Genomic DNA, 15,381 nt, shown 5'->3' on the forward strand with positions numbered 1-15,381 from the left:
ACCAACCGACCGTACTACACGGTATGGACATTTCGCAGCCGAACGAACAAGAAAGACAAGACTTGTCCATACCTCGAAGTATGGTAGGTTTCTGTGACTCGGATCGCATTCGTCCTAGGAGGCGGACCCTCAAGTGATCGTCGACAATTTCCAGAGAATTCAGTACGAACCAGCCCGAGACGGCCGGGTGGAAATGCACTCCGGCCTGTCCCGGCACTACCCCACGCTGCACGCCAATCTCGTTGCCCGGCAGCACTACGACCGCAGTGTCGGAATCCTTCTCGCACATCCCACCTCGGACTTCCTGTCGCACTTCCTACTTCGCGGATTCGCCGAAGCCGGTCTGCCGATCATGGGACTGAACACGCGATACAGCTCCAACGAACCGGCGCTGTTGATGGAACGCGCGATCGCCGATGTCGGATCCGGTGTGCGCTGGATGAAGAACGAACTCGGGTTCGAGAAGGTCGTTCTGCTCGGGTTCAGTGGCGGCGGCTCGCTGTCGACCTACTACCAGGAGCAGGCGGAGTCGCCCACCGTCGAGGTCGACGGCCACGCGCTCGTCCCGGCCGATGCACTGATGCTCGTCGGAGCTCACTCCGGTCGGGCACGTGTACTGCGGCACTGGATCGACCCTGCCGTCACCGACGAGAACGATCCGTTCTCCACCGACCCGGAGCTCGATCTGTACAGCCCCGATCGCACCGATCCCCTCGATCGGAACTGGGTCGAGCAATACCGCGCGGCGCAGCTCGAACGCATCAGGAGAATCGACGACTGGGCAATCCGAAAACTCGACACCATGGCTGTCCGGGGCGCGTCGGATCACGCATTCGTGGTCCACCGCACGGTCGCAGACCCTCGATTCGTCGACCTCACGCTCGATCCCAGCGACCGAAAGCTGGGCAGCATGTACGGAGATCCCCAGCGCGCCAACACCGCAGCCGGCGGGCTCGCACGATTCGTGTCGGTACGCAGCTGGCTGAGCACCTGGAGCTCCGATCACACCGGAGCCGACGCTCTGAAGAATCTACCGAGGATCGACGCACCGACGCTGATCGTCTCGCTGCTCGGCGACCAAGCCGCATTCGCGGACGATGCCCGCGCGATGCACGACGCCAGTCCTGACTCGACGCTCGTCGAGTTGCCCGAACTCAATCACTATCTCGTCGACCAACCCCACGGTGTCGGCGCCGTCACCGACGAATGCGGCACCTGGATGGAGAAGAACGTATGACCCTCACCGCGGACACCGGACGCGTCCCCACTGCTTTCACGTATTGGGAGCATCGAGAGAACCCGCGTCTCGCCCGAGTCGAATCGACGGTGCGAAAGCTGTTCGGCACGTCGCTCTTTCCGTCCGACGAACTCGCCGCCGACTTCTGCGACAGCCTGTTCCACGGAGACCCCGTCGCCGAGAACTTCGTCGACGAGGTCTTCGCCGCGGATCCGAAGGCCGGGCGTGCACTTCTCGACCGAGCGTTGGTGGAGGGCATCGACGCACTCGACGACGTACCGGTCAGCATGCGCATTCTCTTCGACGAGTTCGAGACGCTTCCGGAGTGGGTGCGGCCGGAGCTGGTCGAACAGGGCGCGGCCATCTGGCGGCGCTGGGGAACGATGTTGTTCGCTGTTGCGGGCGGCATCACCCTCGAGATGTACACCGAGGCAGCCGTTGCGACACCGCTGTCCCTCGCCGGCGGCTACGCAGGCGACAACGCACTACGCCGATTTCTGGAAACCTGCCAGTTCTGGGTCGACACATCGGAGCCGGGGGCGCTGTTGCGCATCGGATCGACCGGCCGAGCAACCGCGATGAAGGTGCGGGTGATGCACGTTGCAGTCAGACGCCGCATCGATGGGCATCCCGAATGGCACACCGAGAAGTGGGGCTACCCCATCAGCCAGGGCTATCAGATGCTGACGCTGCTCGGGGGCAGCACCGTACCCGCGTTGGCGCTGCGACTCGTCGGACTGCAGACCACACCCACCGAGATCCGCGCGCTGCTGCATTTTCAGAAGTTCATGGGTCATCTGCTCGGGGTGAACGTGGACAACTTCCCGACCACCATTGCCGACTCACTGCGCATGACGGCCATGGTCTCGGCAGCACGCAGTTACGACGCCGGGGTGCACGGCAAGGAACTGATCGAATCGTTTCCCGCCAGCTTTGCACCCAGGCCGCACCAGAAGGGATTCGCGCGCCTACGTGCTCGGTACAACTACGGCATCTACGGCGCGTACACCACGCTGTTCATGGGCCCGGCGACGCGTGCGAAATACGATATGCCTTCGGCGTTCCCGTGGATTCTGATCGTGATCGCGCGATTCCCTCTCATCACTGCGCTCGAGCTCGTTCGCCGATTCGTGCCCGGTGTCGCACCGCGGATGGAGCGAATCGCCGACGCGCACCGTCGCAGCTGGCTTCGTGCCCAAATGGACGGCCGAGAGGCCGAATTCGATGCCCAGGGAGCGTTGCGGCGATGACCGAGAACCTCGAATATCAGACCGGATTCGGGAACGAACATCATTCCGAGGCGATCGCGGGTGCGCTGCCCTGGGGTCAGAACTCCCCGCAGCGAGCGCCCTACGGCCTCTATGCCGAGCAGCTCTCCGGGACCGCGTTCACCGAGCCACGCGAGATCAATCGACGCAGCTGGGTCTACCGCATCGACCCATCGGCACGGCACCCGAGGTTCGAGCGCATCGACAACCGCCACTTCCGATCAGCGCCCTTGGTCGACGGCGTACTCGACGTCAATCGTCTGCGCTGGAATCCTCTGGACACCCCGTGGCCGGACGAGGATTTCCTGGACAGCATGTACACGATGGCAGCCAACGGCAATGTGCTCGAGCGCAACGGAATCGCCGTGCACATGTACCACGCGACCAGGTCGATGACCGACCGGTATTTCGCCGATCTCGACGGAGAAATACTCGTCGTTCCGCAATCGGGTGGAATACGACTGCATACCGAGTTCGGACTCCTCGACGTCCTGCCCGGCGAGATCGCCGTGATCGGTCGTGCAGTGAAGTTTCGGGTGTCACTGCACACGAATTCGGCCTCCGGTTACGTCTGCGAGAACTACGGGTCCTACTTCACCCTGCCCGAACTGGGCCCCATCGGATCCAATGGCCTCGCCCATGCCCGTGACTTCTCGTATCCGGTTGCCGCGTACGAGGATCGTACGGACACCGTGCAGGTGGTCCAGAAGTTCGGCGGCCAGCTCTGGGCAGCGGAGTACGACCACTCCCCCTTGGACGTGGTGGCCTGGCACGGCACACACAGTGCGTACAAATACGATACCGACCGCTTCAACACCATGGGCACCGTCGGGTGGGATCATCCCGATCCGTCCATCTTCACCGTTCTGACCTCCCCGTCGGAGCGACCCGGCCAGGCGAATGTCGACCTCGCCATCTTTCCACCGCGATGGAACGTCGCCGAACATTCGTTCCGGCCTCCTCACTTCCACCGCAACATCATGACCGAGTTCATGGGACTCGTTCGAGGGCAACATGATTCCAAGGCCGAAGGTTTCGTCCCCGGTGGGGCGAGCCTGCACAACATGTGGGGAGCCCACGGACCCGACCTCGAAACGTTCACCACCGCTTCGAATGCTGAGCTGGTGCCCCAGAAGTTCGACGGGTCCTTGGCTTTCATGTTCGAGACCCGACTTCCGTTGATCACGACGGACTTCGCGCACAGTGCTGGGCACCGCCAGCCGGACTACGACTCTTCGTGGAGCGGCTTGCAACGACATTTCGTTCCCCGAGATTCCGCATCCACAGGAGACCCACGATGACCACAGCCGACATCACTCGACCTGAATTCGATCTACCCGAGCCACTGCTTCGCATCGGTGGTGCACGTATCGCAGCGGCCGACGGTGCCACGTACACCTCGACTAATCCTGCCACCGGCGAGGTGGTGGCCCAGATCGCCGCGGCCGGCCAGGAGGACGTGGATGCGGCAGTTCGGTCTGCACGTGAGCAGTTCGAGCACGGTGAGTGGTCGCGTACCAGCGGCCCCGAGAGAGGAAAGGCACTGACTCGGTTGGCGTCGCTCATCGATGCGGACGCCGAGACTCTTGCTGCCCTCGAAGCTGTCGAGATGGGCAAGCTCTTTCGCGACTCCGTCGGCGGTGACATTCCCTGTACCGCCGAGTCGTTCCGTCACTTCGCCGGGTGGGCCGACAAGATCTCCGGCTCGACCATGTCCCTACCCAACTTCGGCCCACAGAACAGATTCGGCTACACCGTCCGCCAGCCGCTCGGTGTCGTCGCTGCCATCACTCCCTGGAACAACCCGGCCCTCATCGCGGCCTGGAAGCTGGCACCGGCTCTCGCCGCGGGGAACACCGTCGTCGTCAAGCCGGCAGAGGATGCCTCACTGTCCACGCTGCGACTGGTCGAACTCGCCGCCGAGGCAGGCATTCCGGACGGTGTGATCAACGTGGTCACCGGTCTCGGTCCCGTCGCCGGTGCGGCCCTGGCCGCGCACCCCGGGGTCGACAAGGTCTCGTTCACCGGCAGCCCCGCTGTGGGGCAATCGATTCAGAGCTTCGCGGGGGAGAGCTTCCGCAAGCTCGTTCTCGAACTCGGAGGCAAGGCACCCCAGCTGATCTTCGAGGACGCGGATCTCGACGCAGCGATGCCCTGGATCGCGATGGGCAACTTTTATCATCAGGGTCAGGTGTGTGCTGCCGGGACGCGGGTGCTGGCGCACGAGTCCGTCATCGATCAGGTGGTCGACGGGCTCGTTGCGGCCGCAGAGAGCGCCGTGGTCGGGGATCCCTTCGACGACCGGTCCACCATGGGGACCGTCGTCAACGCGAAGCAGCTCGCCCGCATCGAGGGATACATCGATTCCGGAATATCCGAAGGCGCACAATTGATCTACGGCGGTAAGCGCGAACGTAGTACGGGAATCTACGCGCAGCCCACGGTGTTCCGCGGGACCAACGAACTCACCATTGCACGCGACGAGATCTTCGGCCCGGTCGCCACGGTGATCAGCTTCCGCACCACCGAGGAGGCAATTCGTATCGCCAACGACACTCGGTACGGACTCAACGCAATGGTTTACTCGCAGAACATCTCCCGTGTCCATTCCGTCGTCGAGAAGCTCCGAGTGGGAACGGTGTGGGTCAACGGATGGGGTGTGCCGGATCCGGCACTGCCCTGGGGCGGTCGAGCAGGGAGCGGCATCGGCCGCGAACTCGGTCGATCCGGACTCGAGGGCGACACCGAGGAAAAGACGGTACACATCGGCTTCGACGGCCTGTGATGCCCGGAACCAGCAAACGAAGCGGAGAACTACAGATGACATTGCCCGAAATCGTGGAGACATGGAACGGACCCGGCAGGACCGACGCCGCCCTGACCACAGTGCTACCGAGGCACAACGGTGCGCACCCCGTGCCGGGTAGCCGAACAGGCTTCGAGCACTGGTACTTCGATGCCCATCTCGACGACGGGCATACCATCATCGGCTTCCTCAACCTGCGCCGGCCGGAGGAGCCGGCGATGGTGGCCAAGCCGAGCGTGGAGATCCTGATCTACGCACCGGATGGAACCCGCCGCCAGATCTTCAAGCGATACTCGAAGAAGCAAGCCTCGGCGTCTATCTCCCAGTGCGATGTCCGGGTAGGTCCCAATCACGCCTGGGCCGAGTTCCCCCCGGACAGTCTGCCCATCCATCACCTCTCGCTCTCGGAAGAGGACGTCACGTTCGATCTGCGTTTCCACAACGAGCTACCCAGCTGGATGCCGGGCGAAGGCGAAACCTTGTTCGGCGAATCCGATGTGTTCGGCTGGGTCGTCGCTGCTCCCCGTGCACGTGTCGAGGGGTCGATCACGATCGGAGCAACGACGAAAACCGTCACCGGTAGGGGGTACGCCGATCACAACTGGGGTGCCGGCGATATGAAGCGGGTGATCGATCGCTGGCACTGGGGCCGCCTGTACGACGACGACTACTCGTTGCTCTACGCACTGGTGAAGACGCAGGAACGCCTCGATGCGCACGAAAGCCGGCCGATGATGCTGGCGTACAAGGGCGAAGTCATTCTCAGCTCCGGTGAGGCCGAGGTCTCCGAAGGGCCGATGGTGTACAACGCGATTGCCAATCGCAAGTACCCGGAATGGTTGAAGATCGAGATCCCCGGCGTGGTGAAACTGGTACTCACCGTAGAGACCGTGGTGCACGCCCACGACCTACTGGACGACGTACCGGTTGCCGGTCACAAGGTTTTCAGGCCGTTGTTGTACCGACTCGTCGGCCATCCGGGCTACTTCCGATTCGATTCCACATTCGAGCTCACAGTGGTCCGAGACGGTGTCACCGATGTTCGCACGGGCAGAACCTTGCACGAGCTCGTCGCCCTGAACTGATCCCACCCAACTTCCCGGAAAGGCACTGCTGTGCACCATAGTTCGATGTACCCTCGCCGTCTGTCGCTGGCCACCGGGCTTGCCCTCCTACTGGGTGTGGGGGTGGCCCCCACCGCAGGCGCGGCAGAGCCGACCGACATCGGCGGGTTCTACGCCCGAGACTGTGTCGAAGTGTCGGCCATCGTCTCGGTGCCGCCGGCCAATGCCGACGCCGCACTGCCCGACGGGTACACCTCCTCGAGCTTCATCGGACTACCCGGAGGCCCCGGACTACCCGGCAATTCATCGTTGCTCATGGGTGTCGAGACATGCCAGAGCGGCACGATCGACGGAGTCCCCTTCGATGGACCGTTCGCTTTCGGCGAGCGAGTTCTGTCGGTCGACCGCCACGACGCCACCTCGGGATACCACTTCTATGCCGTCGAACAGGTGACCGACAACCGAAAGATCTACGACCTGATGCACGAAGCCGGTTTCGACATCGCGTATCTGCCGGGAGTCGGCGCTACCGCCGATGCTACCGGCGGGATCTCCGAGGGGGGATCTGTCCGTGTCGTCGATCAGGCACCACTGCCACAGTTGCCGTCGCCGCTGGACGAGGTCAGCATCTGGAACGAAACCGACAGCGGCACAAAGGTTCTGCGGCTGTCGGTGCACGATCCGACGGCACAGGCCGGAGTCGGTCGAGTATCGGCCGACGCGGGTTCGAAAATGGCCTCGCTGATGGGAACCGAGGAGGCAACGGGGTTGGGCGCGATCAACAGGTTCGATTTCGAGGCGCGAGTGGAGTCGATCGCGCGTTAGTCGCCGTCGCTGTCACTCACCCGTGTCGTCGGCGGTATTCCTGTTCGGCCCCGGGGTGGAGGGGGATGCTGCCGGTCATGACGAGTGAGCGGGCGTCGAGGAACTGGCTGCCGATCGCCTGACCGGGGACCAGCCCGGACGACTGATCGAGAAGCACACTCACCAGTGCAGCGACAACGCGGTCCGGCACTTCGGGATGCGCCAGGAGAATGTTCGGGATACCGACTGTGGTGACTTCCGCGTGCTCGCCGTACACGTTCGCCGGAACCAGCACAGCCTCGTACGCGGTACCGAATTCGCGCCTCAGACCGGCGACGACGGCACCCAGATCGAGTAGACGGATGGCGGAACGCGGCTGGGCGAATGCGGGAGTCGGCAACCCGCCGGCCCACATCACGGCGTCGACCTCGCTGCTCGACAGGGCCGCCGCCGCCGAGCTCATGGACAGCTGAACCTGTTGGACGGCATCGGCTTCCACCACACCCGCTGCCCGAAGAACTCGTTGAGATACTTCGGTCGCGCCGGACCCCGGGGCACCGATGCTCACGTTCCGCCCGCGCAGATCGTTCATGGTCTCGATGGTCGAGTCCGCGCGCACGGCAACTTGGAAGTAGTTCTCGTATACGCACCCGACCGCCGCCAAGTCTTGACTCGGATGACTGTAGGCGGCGTCTATGAGCGTCAGAGCCAGCTCGGCCCGGCCAGATCGCAGCGCCTCGAGGTTGTCGACCGAGCCGGCCGTCGTGAGCGGAACGATGTCCGCGACATCGGTTTTCGAGGAAGCGTCGGACAACAATCCGGCGAACTCCCAGAAGAAGCCGCCGACCTCACCCGCCGCGAGACGCAACTGCGTCGGTGAATCCGGCGAACACCCCACGGCGGCAGTGCCGAGCACAGCCAGCACACCGGCCTGCAGCGCCGTTCTACGCGAGAACGACGCTGCAGGCGGAGTCATATCAGTCACCCTATGGCGTGGTGGACTGCTCGAACGCTCGACCCTGCTCGCGGTCCAGGACGGTCTCCGTCTTGTTCCGCAGAACGAAGATGTACACCAGCAGCGAGATGGCGATGACGATCGTCACGTAGAGGATGAACCAGCCGACGTGCCCGCCGTTCTTCGCGGCCTGGTAGATCAACGGAGCAGTTCCGCCGAAGGCAGAGTTCGCGAGCGCGTAGCCCAAACCGACGCCGAGGGCACGGATGTGCGAGGGGAACAGTTCGGCTTTGACGATCGCATTGATCGAGGTGTAACCGGTGAGAATGACGTAGCCCACGCAGACCAGCGCCAAGGACTGCACCACCGACGTGGCCGACGGCAGATACGTGATGAGTACGTAGGTGTACAGCACCCCACCGACACCGAAGAAGACGAGCAGCGGCTTACGACCGACCTTGTCGCTGATCAACCCGCCGATGGGCTGCAACAGCATGAGGAAAACCAGCCCGAACAGGTTGATCCACGTTCCGGTCATTCCGCGGTCCTCGTACGCCGCCTTGATCATCGAGGGTGCGTTGACGCTGTAGGTGTAGAACGCGATGGTGCCACCAGCGGTCACCATGAAGCAGATCAGCAGGGCGCGCCAATGCTTGGTGACCAGTTCTTTCATGGATCCCGAAGATTGATCGGCTCCGCTGCGCACGGCCTCGAGCTGATCCTTGGTCAGCGACTCGTCCATACTGCGGCGCAGCCAGAAGACGACCACTGCGGCGACGCCACCGATGAAGAACGCGATCCGCCAACCGAAGTCCTCGATCTGCTCCCGCTCGAAGAAGACCTGCATCAGCAACAGCGTCACCTGCGCCAGTACGTGTCCGCCGATCAGCGTGACGTACTGGAACGAGGAGAAGAATCCACGACGCTCACGGGTGGCGGCCTCGGACATGTAGGTGGCCGACGCCCCGTACTCACCACCGGTGGCGAAGCCCTGCACCAGACGGCACAGGATGAGGATGACGGCGGCCCAGACGCCGATGCTCTCCCGCCCGGGGGTGAACGCGATGACCATCGAGCAGGCCGCCATCATCGAGACACTGAACGTCAACGCGGCACGACGGCCTCGTCGGTCTGCGTAGCGTCCGAAGAACCACGAACCGACCGGACGCATCAGGAAGGTGACCGCAAAGATGCCGTAGACGTAGATCGTCGAGTTCTTGTCTGCCGAGTCGAAGAACTGATTCTCGAAATAGGTCGCGAAGACGGTGTAGACGTAGACGTCGTACCACTCGACGAGGTTGCCCGACGACCCGCGCAACGTGTTGTACACGGCACGACGAGTGGCCGCGGGAGACGAGACAGGCGGTGTCGGGCGAGCCGAACCGGTAGTCGAGGTGGCCTCGTTGGCCATGGTTGGTCCTTCCACGATGAGCGGGTCGCGTTGCCGAAGGGACTCGACAACCGAAGTCCCCCTACTGTGACGGTAAGCACAGCCCGGAACCAAGCCGATTCGGATTTCCTAACACTCCCTTAGGAATCGGTGGTCGGTAAACGCAGCTCGACCCGCAGACCCGACGGACGGCGCGCACTCACCTCGAGACTCCCACCCGTCCGCTCGGTCAGTGCCCGCACGATGGAGAGGCCGAGACCCGTGCCCGCGCCGCGCGCACTCGACGCACGGAAGAAGCGGTCGACGATCATCGGCAGCTCGTCCGTCGGCACACCTGGTCCGGTGTCGGCAACCCAGACGCATACGTCGGTGCCGTGTGCGCGGTAGCCGATCTCGACGTCCGAACCCGCACCTGCGTACTTGGTGGCGTTGCTGAGCAACGCGTCGAGAATGCGGATCAGGTCGTCCTCCGGTATCGCAACACGGAGCCCCACCTCGAGATCCGGCTCGTCGATGCGGACAGTAGTACCGGCCGCAGCCATTGTGCTCGACCAGAATTCGACTCGATCGGTGACCACCGCACCCAGCTCGCATCCGGTGGTTCGGCTGCTCACCGGCGTTTCGGCGGCGGCCAAGACGAGCAGATCCTCGACCACCGAACTCAGGCGGTCGACTTCGACGGTGGTCCGCAGGTGCACCTCGGTTGCCGAATCGGGTATCCGCATTCCCAGCACGTCCAGTCGAATCCTCAACGCTGCCAGCGGGTTGCGAAGCGCATGAGCAGTGTCGGCCACCAGTCGGCGCTGCGCCGTCGTGGCTGCCTCGACATCGCCTGCCATGGCATCGAACGCGCGAGACAGTTCTCGAACTTCCGGCGGCCCGTCGTAGGCAGCCGGCTCGGTCGTCGGAACCTCGTCGATCGGTAGCTGATCGTGGAACTTTCCGCCGAACGAGTGGACTCGCGAGGACAGTGCGGTCAGTGGCCGAACCACCCAGCGAGACAACGCAACCGCGATCACCGCGACCGTAGCGAGAATCAAAAGGGCACCAGCGGCGATGACCACCCAGGCGATTGCGACGTCCCGACGCGCCGAGTCGGTGGATGCCTCGAGGACCACCGCGCCGTCGACCTGCGTTCCCCCACCGACCGGTGCAGCGATCAACACCGACGAATGCGACCACGGTGTCAGACTCGACGGGAGGTCGCCGCGCTGATTTCGCAACGCTCCTGCGACCGTCTGCTGCACGTCCGCACGCGTCAGGTCCAGGCCCGACAGAGCCCGGGCCGCGCCGGTCCGATCCACGACAGCAATCCCCTCGCCGTACAGATCGTTGTACCGCTGCACCGACTCCAGCAAGCGAGGCTCACCGGATTCGTCTTCGCGCAAACTGAGATCGGCAAAGAACGTTGCCGCGGAGGCCCTGTTCTCACCGAATCGTTGTGCCCGCTCCCGCCCGACCAGCAGGGCCAGAGGCACCGACAGGGCGAGCACGACGACGGTGGAGTAGATCATCAACACCACAAGAATGCGGCCGCGCACGTCAGGTGTCCCAGCGGTAGCCGAAGCCGCGAATGGTGACGATGGTTCCCGGCCGATCGAGCTTGGATCGCAATGCAGTCATGTGCACATCCAGCGTCCGCGAAATCGCAACGTACGCATCGCCCCAGATGGCATCCATCAACTGCTCCCTGCTGACTGCTTCGCCCCGTCGCGTCACGAGATGAGCCAGGAGGTCGAACTCCTTGGTCGTCAGCGAAATTTCACGCCCGTCGATTTCGACACCTCGACCGACGAGATCGACGGCGATGTCGCCGAGAACCAACCGGTTTTCGGCGGTGTCGTTCGTCGCGCTCCGACGACGCGCGGCTACTTCCAATCTGGCGTGCAGTTCACCCAACCGAGCGGGTTTCACGACGTAGTCGTCCGCACCGCCTCGCAGAGCACGAACCACCGAGCGTTCGTCGTCCCGTGCAGTCAACACCACCACCGGGACCGAACTCAGAGTCCGTAGTTTGCGCAGAACGTCGAGGCCGTCCATGTCGGGCAGCCCGAGATCGAGCAGAACGACATCCATCTCGTGATAGCCGAGCAACAGGTCGGCACCACGACGCATTCGAACAGGTGCGTGCCCCACCTCGGTCAGCGCGTCGACCAACGCGTCACCGACCCCGTCGTCGTCTTCCACCACTGCAATACGCATCGAGATCAAGATAGGCCACCATCAGGGTTGGACGAACGTCACCGGCGTATCTCGCCCGGCCGTGAATCCGCATATCGTCAGCGGAATCATGACCACGAGCAGTGCGAGTACGGGTGCCGTCCACGAACCGGTCGAGCTGTGCAACGCGCCTGCCGCGACGGGTCCCGCTGCGGCCACGAGGTAGCCGATGGACTGGGCCATCGTCGACAGGCTCGTTGCTGTCGCTGTGTTCGGGGCTCTAAGATTGATCATCGTCAGGGCAAGCGAAAGTTGGCCTCCCTGACCGAGTCCGAGCAGGATTGCCCACACCACCGCCAGCTCGACGCCGCCTGCGAGGACGCCGATCAGTCCCGCGACGGACAGCGCGACGACAGCGATTGCGAGCGCACTCTGTCGACGGAAGCGGGCGGCGAGGATGGGGACGGTCAGTGCTGTGGCGATGCTCGACACCGACAGTGCAGTCAGCAACAGTCCTGCATTCTCGGCACTGAGCCCGCGATCCCGGTAGATCGTGGGGAGCCACGCAATCATCGAATAGGCCAGCAGCGATTGCAGTCCCATGAATCCAGTGACGGCCCAGGCAACAGGTGACCGCAGAACAGCGGTCTGCCACTTCGGCGCAGATCGGTCCGTTGAGGTCGTCGTGCAGTCGACGTGGCGATACCGTCGTGCGAGAAGTGCCATGGCCACCACCGCGAGGGCGGACGGTATTGCCCAGGCCATCAGCGTCGTTCGCCAGTTGTGGAACACGAATGTGTCGAACGGGACGGTCGCACCCGAGGCGATGCCGGCGCTGGCGCTGACCAATGCGGTGAACAGGCCCGTCGTCAATCCGATCCGGTGCGGAAAGAGCAGGCGAATCAAGATGGGCCCGAGAACATTTGCGACAGCGATACCTATCCCTGCGAGCAGAGTTCCGAACACGAGCGCCGGCCACCACGGCGCTCCCCGCAGTACTGTCCCGACGAAAATCAGCATCAGACATCCGGTCAGCACGACGGGCACGGTCCATCGCCGAGCCGCCCGAGTAGCCGCGACGGCAAACACACCCAGGCACACGACCGGTCCGGTGGTCAGTAGTGCGGCCGAACCGGACCCCAGGGCGTAGGACTGTCGAATTTCGGCCAGCACCGCCGACGCGCTCCCGAACACCACGCGTAGATCGAGGCCGAGCAGAACGATCGCTGCCACAGCGGCACCCGTTCCCACCACGGAGAGAGCAGTTCGATCGGAACCCTCCAGGCTGCCGGACGGATGTTCCGAGCCGGTATCGGTCACCGCTGCTCCCCTCCTCGAATTGCCATCGCCCGTGATCGACCATCGCAGGCGGGTACCGACAAATCAACCCCATGGGCAATATGAATGACCTACAGGGCAATATTCGTTGTCGGTGTGCGTACCATTCCTTCCATGCCGGGCCATCCGAGTGACGAGAACTGGATCGGACGCAGGATCGCGAGTCTTCGGCGCGAACGGGGTTGGACACTGGCCGCCCTCGGGGAGCGGGTCGGCCTGTCGACCACGCAACTCTCGCGCATCGAGTCAGGGAGTCGGCAGTCGTCGGTGGGCACGTTGATCGAGCTTGCACGTGTGTTCCAGGTGACGTTGAGTGAACTCGTTGCCGAGGAGCCGACCCTCGCGTTTCACCTGGTGAGAGCCGGGGACCAGCGTCGCCACGGTTCTGCCAACGGAGCGATTACTCCCCTGTCCGGCAACTACCCCGGTATCGATGCCGTTCTGTTGACCATCCCGCCCGCCTCGGATGCCCCGATTGCCCACCACGCTGGCGAGGAATGGCTCTACATACTGGATGGCTCGGTGGAGGTCACCATCGGAAACGACAGTGTTCGACTCGAAACCGGAGATGCGCTGCACTTCCCGTCGCTCAACGCTCACTCCGTCCGAGCACTCGGTGACGAACCCACGCGCGCACTGCTGGTGTCCGCCGCCTCCCGCACCCACTGACGTGACGCGAGGATGACCGGCAACCACAGATCCGTGCGAGCATCGGGACAGTAAGGTCGAAGAATGAGTGTGCGAGCGGGTGTAGTGGTCACGGGCACCGAGGTGCTGGCCGGTCGGGTCGCCGACAGAAACGGCCCGTGGGTGGCGCAGCAACTCCTCGAGCTGGGTGTCGACGTCGCACACATCACGATCTGCGGCGACCGACCCGATGACCTGACGGCACAAGTGCGATTTCTCGCGGATCAGCGCGTCGATCTGATCGTCACCACCGGAGGCCTCGGTCCGACCGCCGACGATCTCACGGTGGCGACAGTCGCTGCGTTGTACGGCCGAGAAATGCACCTCGACGTTCAGCTCGAGAAGCGAATTTCCGAGATCGTCGAGCGCTGGCGCAGCCGACTCAGCTCCGCGATCGACTCCGAGCCACTGAAGGCGGGGATTCGCAAGCAGGCAATGGTTCCGCAAGGTGCACAATCGATTTCACCGACCGGAACTGCCCCCGGCGTGGCGATACCCGCCAACGATTCCGGGACACTTCCCGTGGTGCTGATACTGCCCGGACCGCCTCGCGAACTGCAGGCGATGTGGCCGGAGGCACTCGACAGTGCGCCCGTCGCCCAGGTCTTGACGCGACGCGCTCGGATCCGTCAGGACACGATTCGCGCTTACCGGTTGTCCGAGGCCGACCTCGCCGCAACGTTGCGGACGGCAGAGGTCGAGATCGAAGGATTCGACGCTCTCGAGATCACCACGTGCCTGCGTCTCGGTGAGCTCGAGATGGTGACCCGCTATGCGGAGTCGGCAGCAACCGCATACTCCGATCTCGTCGGCCTCATCGACGAACACCATGGTGCACAAGTCTTCTCGACCGACGGATCCACCATCGACGACATCGTGGCCGACCGACTGACCGGCCGAACAATCGCCACTGCGGAATCCTGCACCGGAGGCATGATCGCGGCCCGGCTCACCGACCGCGCAGGATCGTCTGCGTACGTGATCGGCGCTGTGGTGTCCTACGCGAACGAGGCGAAGATCGGCCTACTCGACGTTCCCGCCGAGACCATCGAACAGCACGGAGCCGTCAGCGAACAGGTCGCGGCTCTGATGGCAGAGGGCGCTCGGCACCGACTGGGCGTCGACATCGCCGTGTCCACCAGCGGAATCGCAGGACCGGGCGGCGGCACGGAACTCAAACCGGTCGGCACAGTCTGCTTCGCCATTGCCGCTGTCGGCCGACCGACCTCGACCCGCACGCTTCATCTCCCCGGCGACCGGGCAAGTGTGCGTGCACTGTCCACCACAGCAGCGATGCACATGCTCGCCGACGCGTTGAAGCCTGACCGGGTGTAGTTCTGTGTCCAGCGGGGCACTCCCAGGAGGTCCTGATACCGGCGACCGGTCGCCTCGACCACTAGGAGATTCCATGACGATGCCCAGCGATGCAAGCGAAGCAGTACCGTCGCACGGCAGCAATGACGGTCCGCGTGACCACGCCGCCGAGACCGATGCAGTCGAAGGCGCGCACGTGGACGAAGAGAACGTGCCGCATCCTCCGACCGACGAGGTTCCTCAGAACTGAGCGGTCGCCCGAGGGCTACCGAGTGGTCGAGTCCGATGGCAGTGTTCGGCGCAACGGGACGATGCTTCGGACGCGCTCATCGCGCAGGTACAACGCCGCCCACGCTGC

The 15,381-nt window shown here is 63.8% G+C and carries 14 protein-coding genes; 9 read left to right on the plus strand and 5 right to left on the minus strand.

Annotated elements, in window-relative coordinates:
- Window positions 1-133 precede the first annotated feature (133 nt).
- The 6 genes from BH93_RS19090 to BH93_RS19115 are packed head-to-tail and all read left to right on the plus strand — an operon-like array spanning window position 134 to window position 7,200.
- Entirely contained in the window at window positions 134-1,237 is a 1,104-nt protein-coding gene (locus BH93_RS19090; RefSeq protein WP_037176343.1) for an alpha/beta hydrolase, read from the plus strand.
- Window positions 1,234-2,487, plus strand: coding sequence for an oxygenase MpaB family protein (locus tag BH93_RS19095; protein ID WP_037176340.1), 1,254 nt, complete (start codon window positions 1,234-1,236; stop codon window positions 2,485-2,487). Before BH93_RS19090 ends, BH93_RS19095 begins: the two co-directional genes overlap by 4 nt.
- The gene (gene hmgA, locus BH93_RS19100; protein ID WP_037176339.1) at window positions 2,484-3,806 is read left to right on the plus strand and encodes a homogentisate 1,2-dioxygenase; all 1,323 of its coding nucleotides are present in this window, start codon (window positions 2,484-2,486) and stop codon (window positions 3,804-3,806) included. The genes BH93_RS19095 and hmgA overlap by 4 nt, the downstream gene beginning before the upstream one ends.
- Window positions 3,803-5,290, plus strand: coding sequence for an aldehyde dehydrogenase family protein (locus BH93_RS19105; protein ID WP_037176337.1), 1,488 nt, complete (start codon window positions 3,803-3,805; stop codon window positions 5,288-5,290). Before hmgA ends, BH93_RS19105 begins: the two co-directional genes overlap by 4 nt.
- A gap of 35 nt (window positions 5,291-5,325) precedes the next feature.
- Window positions 5,326-6,396, plus strand: a complete 1,071-nt coding sequence (locus BH93_RS19110; RefSeq protein WP_242459011.1) for a lipocalin-like domain-containing protein — start codon at window positions 5,326-5,328, stop codon at window positions 6,394-6,396.
- Between the two features lie 45 nt (window positions 6,397-6,441).
- Window positions 6,442-7,200 (plus strand): hypothetical protein, encoded by a 759-nt coding sequence (locus BH93_RS19115; protein WP_052065634.1) that lies wholly within the window; start codon window positions 6,442-6,444, stop codon window positions 7,198-7,200.
- Between the two features lie 16 nt (window positions 7,201-7,216).
- On the opposite strand, the gene BH93_RS19120 is transcribed toward BH93_RS19115, so the two are convergent.
- From BH93_RS19120 to BH93_RS19140, 5 genes are all read right to left on the minus strand, one after another.
- On the minus strand, window positions 7,217-8,155 hold the full coding sequence (locus BH93_RS19120) for a TAXI family TRAP transporter solute-binding subunit (protein WP_037176332.1): 939 nt from the start codon (window positions 8,153-8,155) through the stop codon (window positions 7,217-7,219).
- A 10-nt stretch (window positions 8,156-8,165) separates the two neighbouring features.
- Window positions 8,166-9,545, minus strand: a complete 1,380-nt coding sequence (locus BH93_RS19125; protein WP_037176330.1) for an MFS transporter — start codon at window positions 9,543-9,545, stop codon at window positions 8,166-8,168.
- Between the two features lie 119 nt (window positions 9,546-9,664).
- Entirely contained in the window at window positions 9,665-11,053 is a 1,389-nt protein-coding gene (locus tag BH93_RS19130) for a sensor histidine kinase (protein WP_037177013.1), read from the minus strand.
- Between the two features lie 13 nt (window positions 11,054-11,066).
- Window positions 11,067-11,726 (minus strand): response regulator transcription factor, encoded by a 660-nt coding sequence (locus BH93_RS19135; protein WP_037176328.1) that lies wholly within the window; start codon window positions 11,724-11,726, stop codon window positions 11,067-11,069.
- A gap of 21 nt (window positions 11,727-11,747) precedes the next feature.
- Complete coding sequence (locus tag BH93_RS19140) at window positions 11,748-13,004, minus strand: MFS transporter (protein ID WP_052065632.1); 1,257 nt, start codon at window positions 13,002-13,004, stop codon at window positions 11,748-11,750.
- Between the two features lie 132 nt (window positions 13,005-13,136).
- On the opposite strand from BH93_RS19140, the gene BH93_RS19145 reads away from it, so the two are divergent.
- From BH93_RS19145 to BH93_RS19155, 3 genes are all read left to right on the plus strand, one after another.
- Window positions 13,137-13,691, plus strand: a complete 555-nt coding sequence (locus tag BH93_RS19145; RefSeq protein WP_037177011.1) for a helix-turn-helix domain-containing protein — start codon at window positions 13,137-13,139, stop codon at window positions 13,689-13,691.
- A 63-nt stretch (window positions 13,692-13,754) separates the two neighbouring features.
- Window positions 13,755-15,044: a competence/damage-inducible protein A gene (locus BH93_RS19150; protein WP_037176327.1), complete on the plus strand. Its 1,290-nt coding sequence runs from the start codon at window positions 13,755-13,757 to the stop codon at window positions 15,042-15,044.
- Between the two features lie 73 nt (window positions 15,045-15,117).
- The gene (locus tag BH93_RS19155) at window positions 15,118-15,273 is read left to right on the plus strand and encodes a hypothetical protein (protein WP_165712781.1); all 156 of its coding nucleotides are present in this window, start codon (window positions 15,118-15,120) and stop codon (window positions 15,271-15,273) included.
- Window positions 15,274-15,381 lie beyond the last annotated feature (108 nt).

This window comes from Rhodococcoides fascians A25f, assembly GCF_000760935.2.
Classification (GTDB): Bacteria; Actinomycetota; Actinomycetes; order Mycobacteriales; family Mycobacteriaceae; genus Rhodococcoides.

Excerpts from the sequence above, each read along its gene's own strand:
- BH93_RS19105 (WP_037176337.1), top strand. The coding sequence starts at position 3,803 with ATGACCACAGCCGACATCACTCGACCTGAATTCGATCTACCCGAGCCA.
- BH93_RS19145 (WP_037177011.1), top strand. The coding sequence starts at position 13,137 with ATGCCGGGCCATCCGAGTGACGAGAACTGGATCGGACGCAGGATCGCG.
- BH93_RS19125 (WP_037176330.1), bottom strand. The coding sequence starts at position 9,545 with ATGGCCAACGAGGCCACCTCGACTACCGGTTCGGCTCGCCCGACACCG.
- BH93_RS19120 (WP_037176332.1), bottom strand. The coding sequence starts at position 8,155 with ATGACTCCGCCTGCAGCGTCGTTCTCGCGTAGAACGGCGCTGCAGGCC.
- BH93_RS19135 (WP_037176328.1), bottom strand. The coding sequence starts at position 11,726 with ATGCGTATTGCAGTGGTGGAAGACGACGACGGGGTCGGTGACGCGTTG.
- BH93_RS19095 (WP_037176340.1), top strand. The coding sequence starts at position 1,234 with ATGACCCTCACCGCGGACACCGGACGCGTCCCCACTGCTTTCACGTAT.
- BH93_RS19115 (WP_052065634.1), top strand. The coding sequence starts at position 6,442 with ATGTACCCTCGCCGTCTGTCGCTGGCCACCGGGCTTGCCCTCCTACTG.
- hmgA (WP_037176339.1), top strand. The coding sequence starts at position 2,484 with ATGACCGAGAACCTCGAATATCAGACCGGATTCGGGAACGAACATCAT.
- BH93_RS19150 (WP_037176327.1), top strand. The coding sequence starts at position 13,755 with ATGAGTGTGCGAGCGGGTGTAGTGGTCACGGGCACCGAGGTGCTGGCC.
- BH93_RS19155 (WP_165712781.1), top strand. The coding sequence starts at position 15,118 with ATGACGATGCCCAGCGATGCAAGCGAAGCAGTACCGTCGCACGGCAGC.
- BH93_RS19110 (WP_242459011.1), top strand. The coding sequence starts at position 5,326 with ATGACATTGCCCGAAATCGTGGAGACATGGAACGGACCCGGCAGGACC.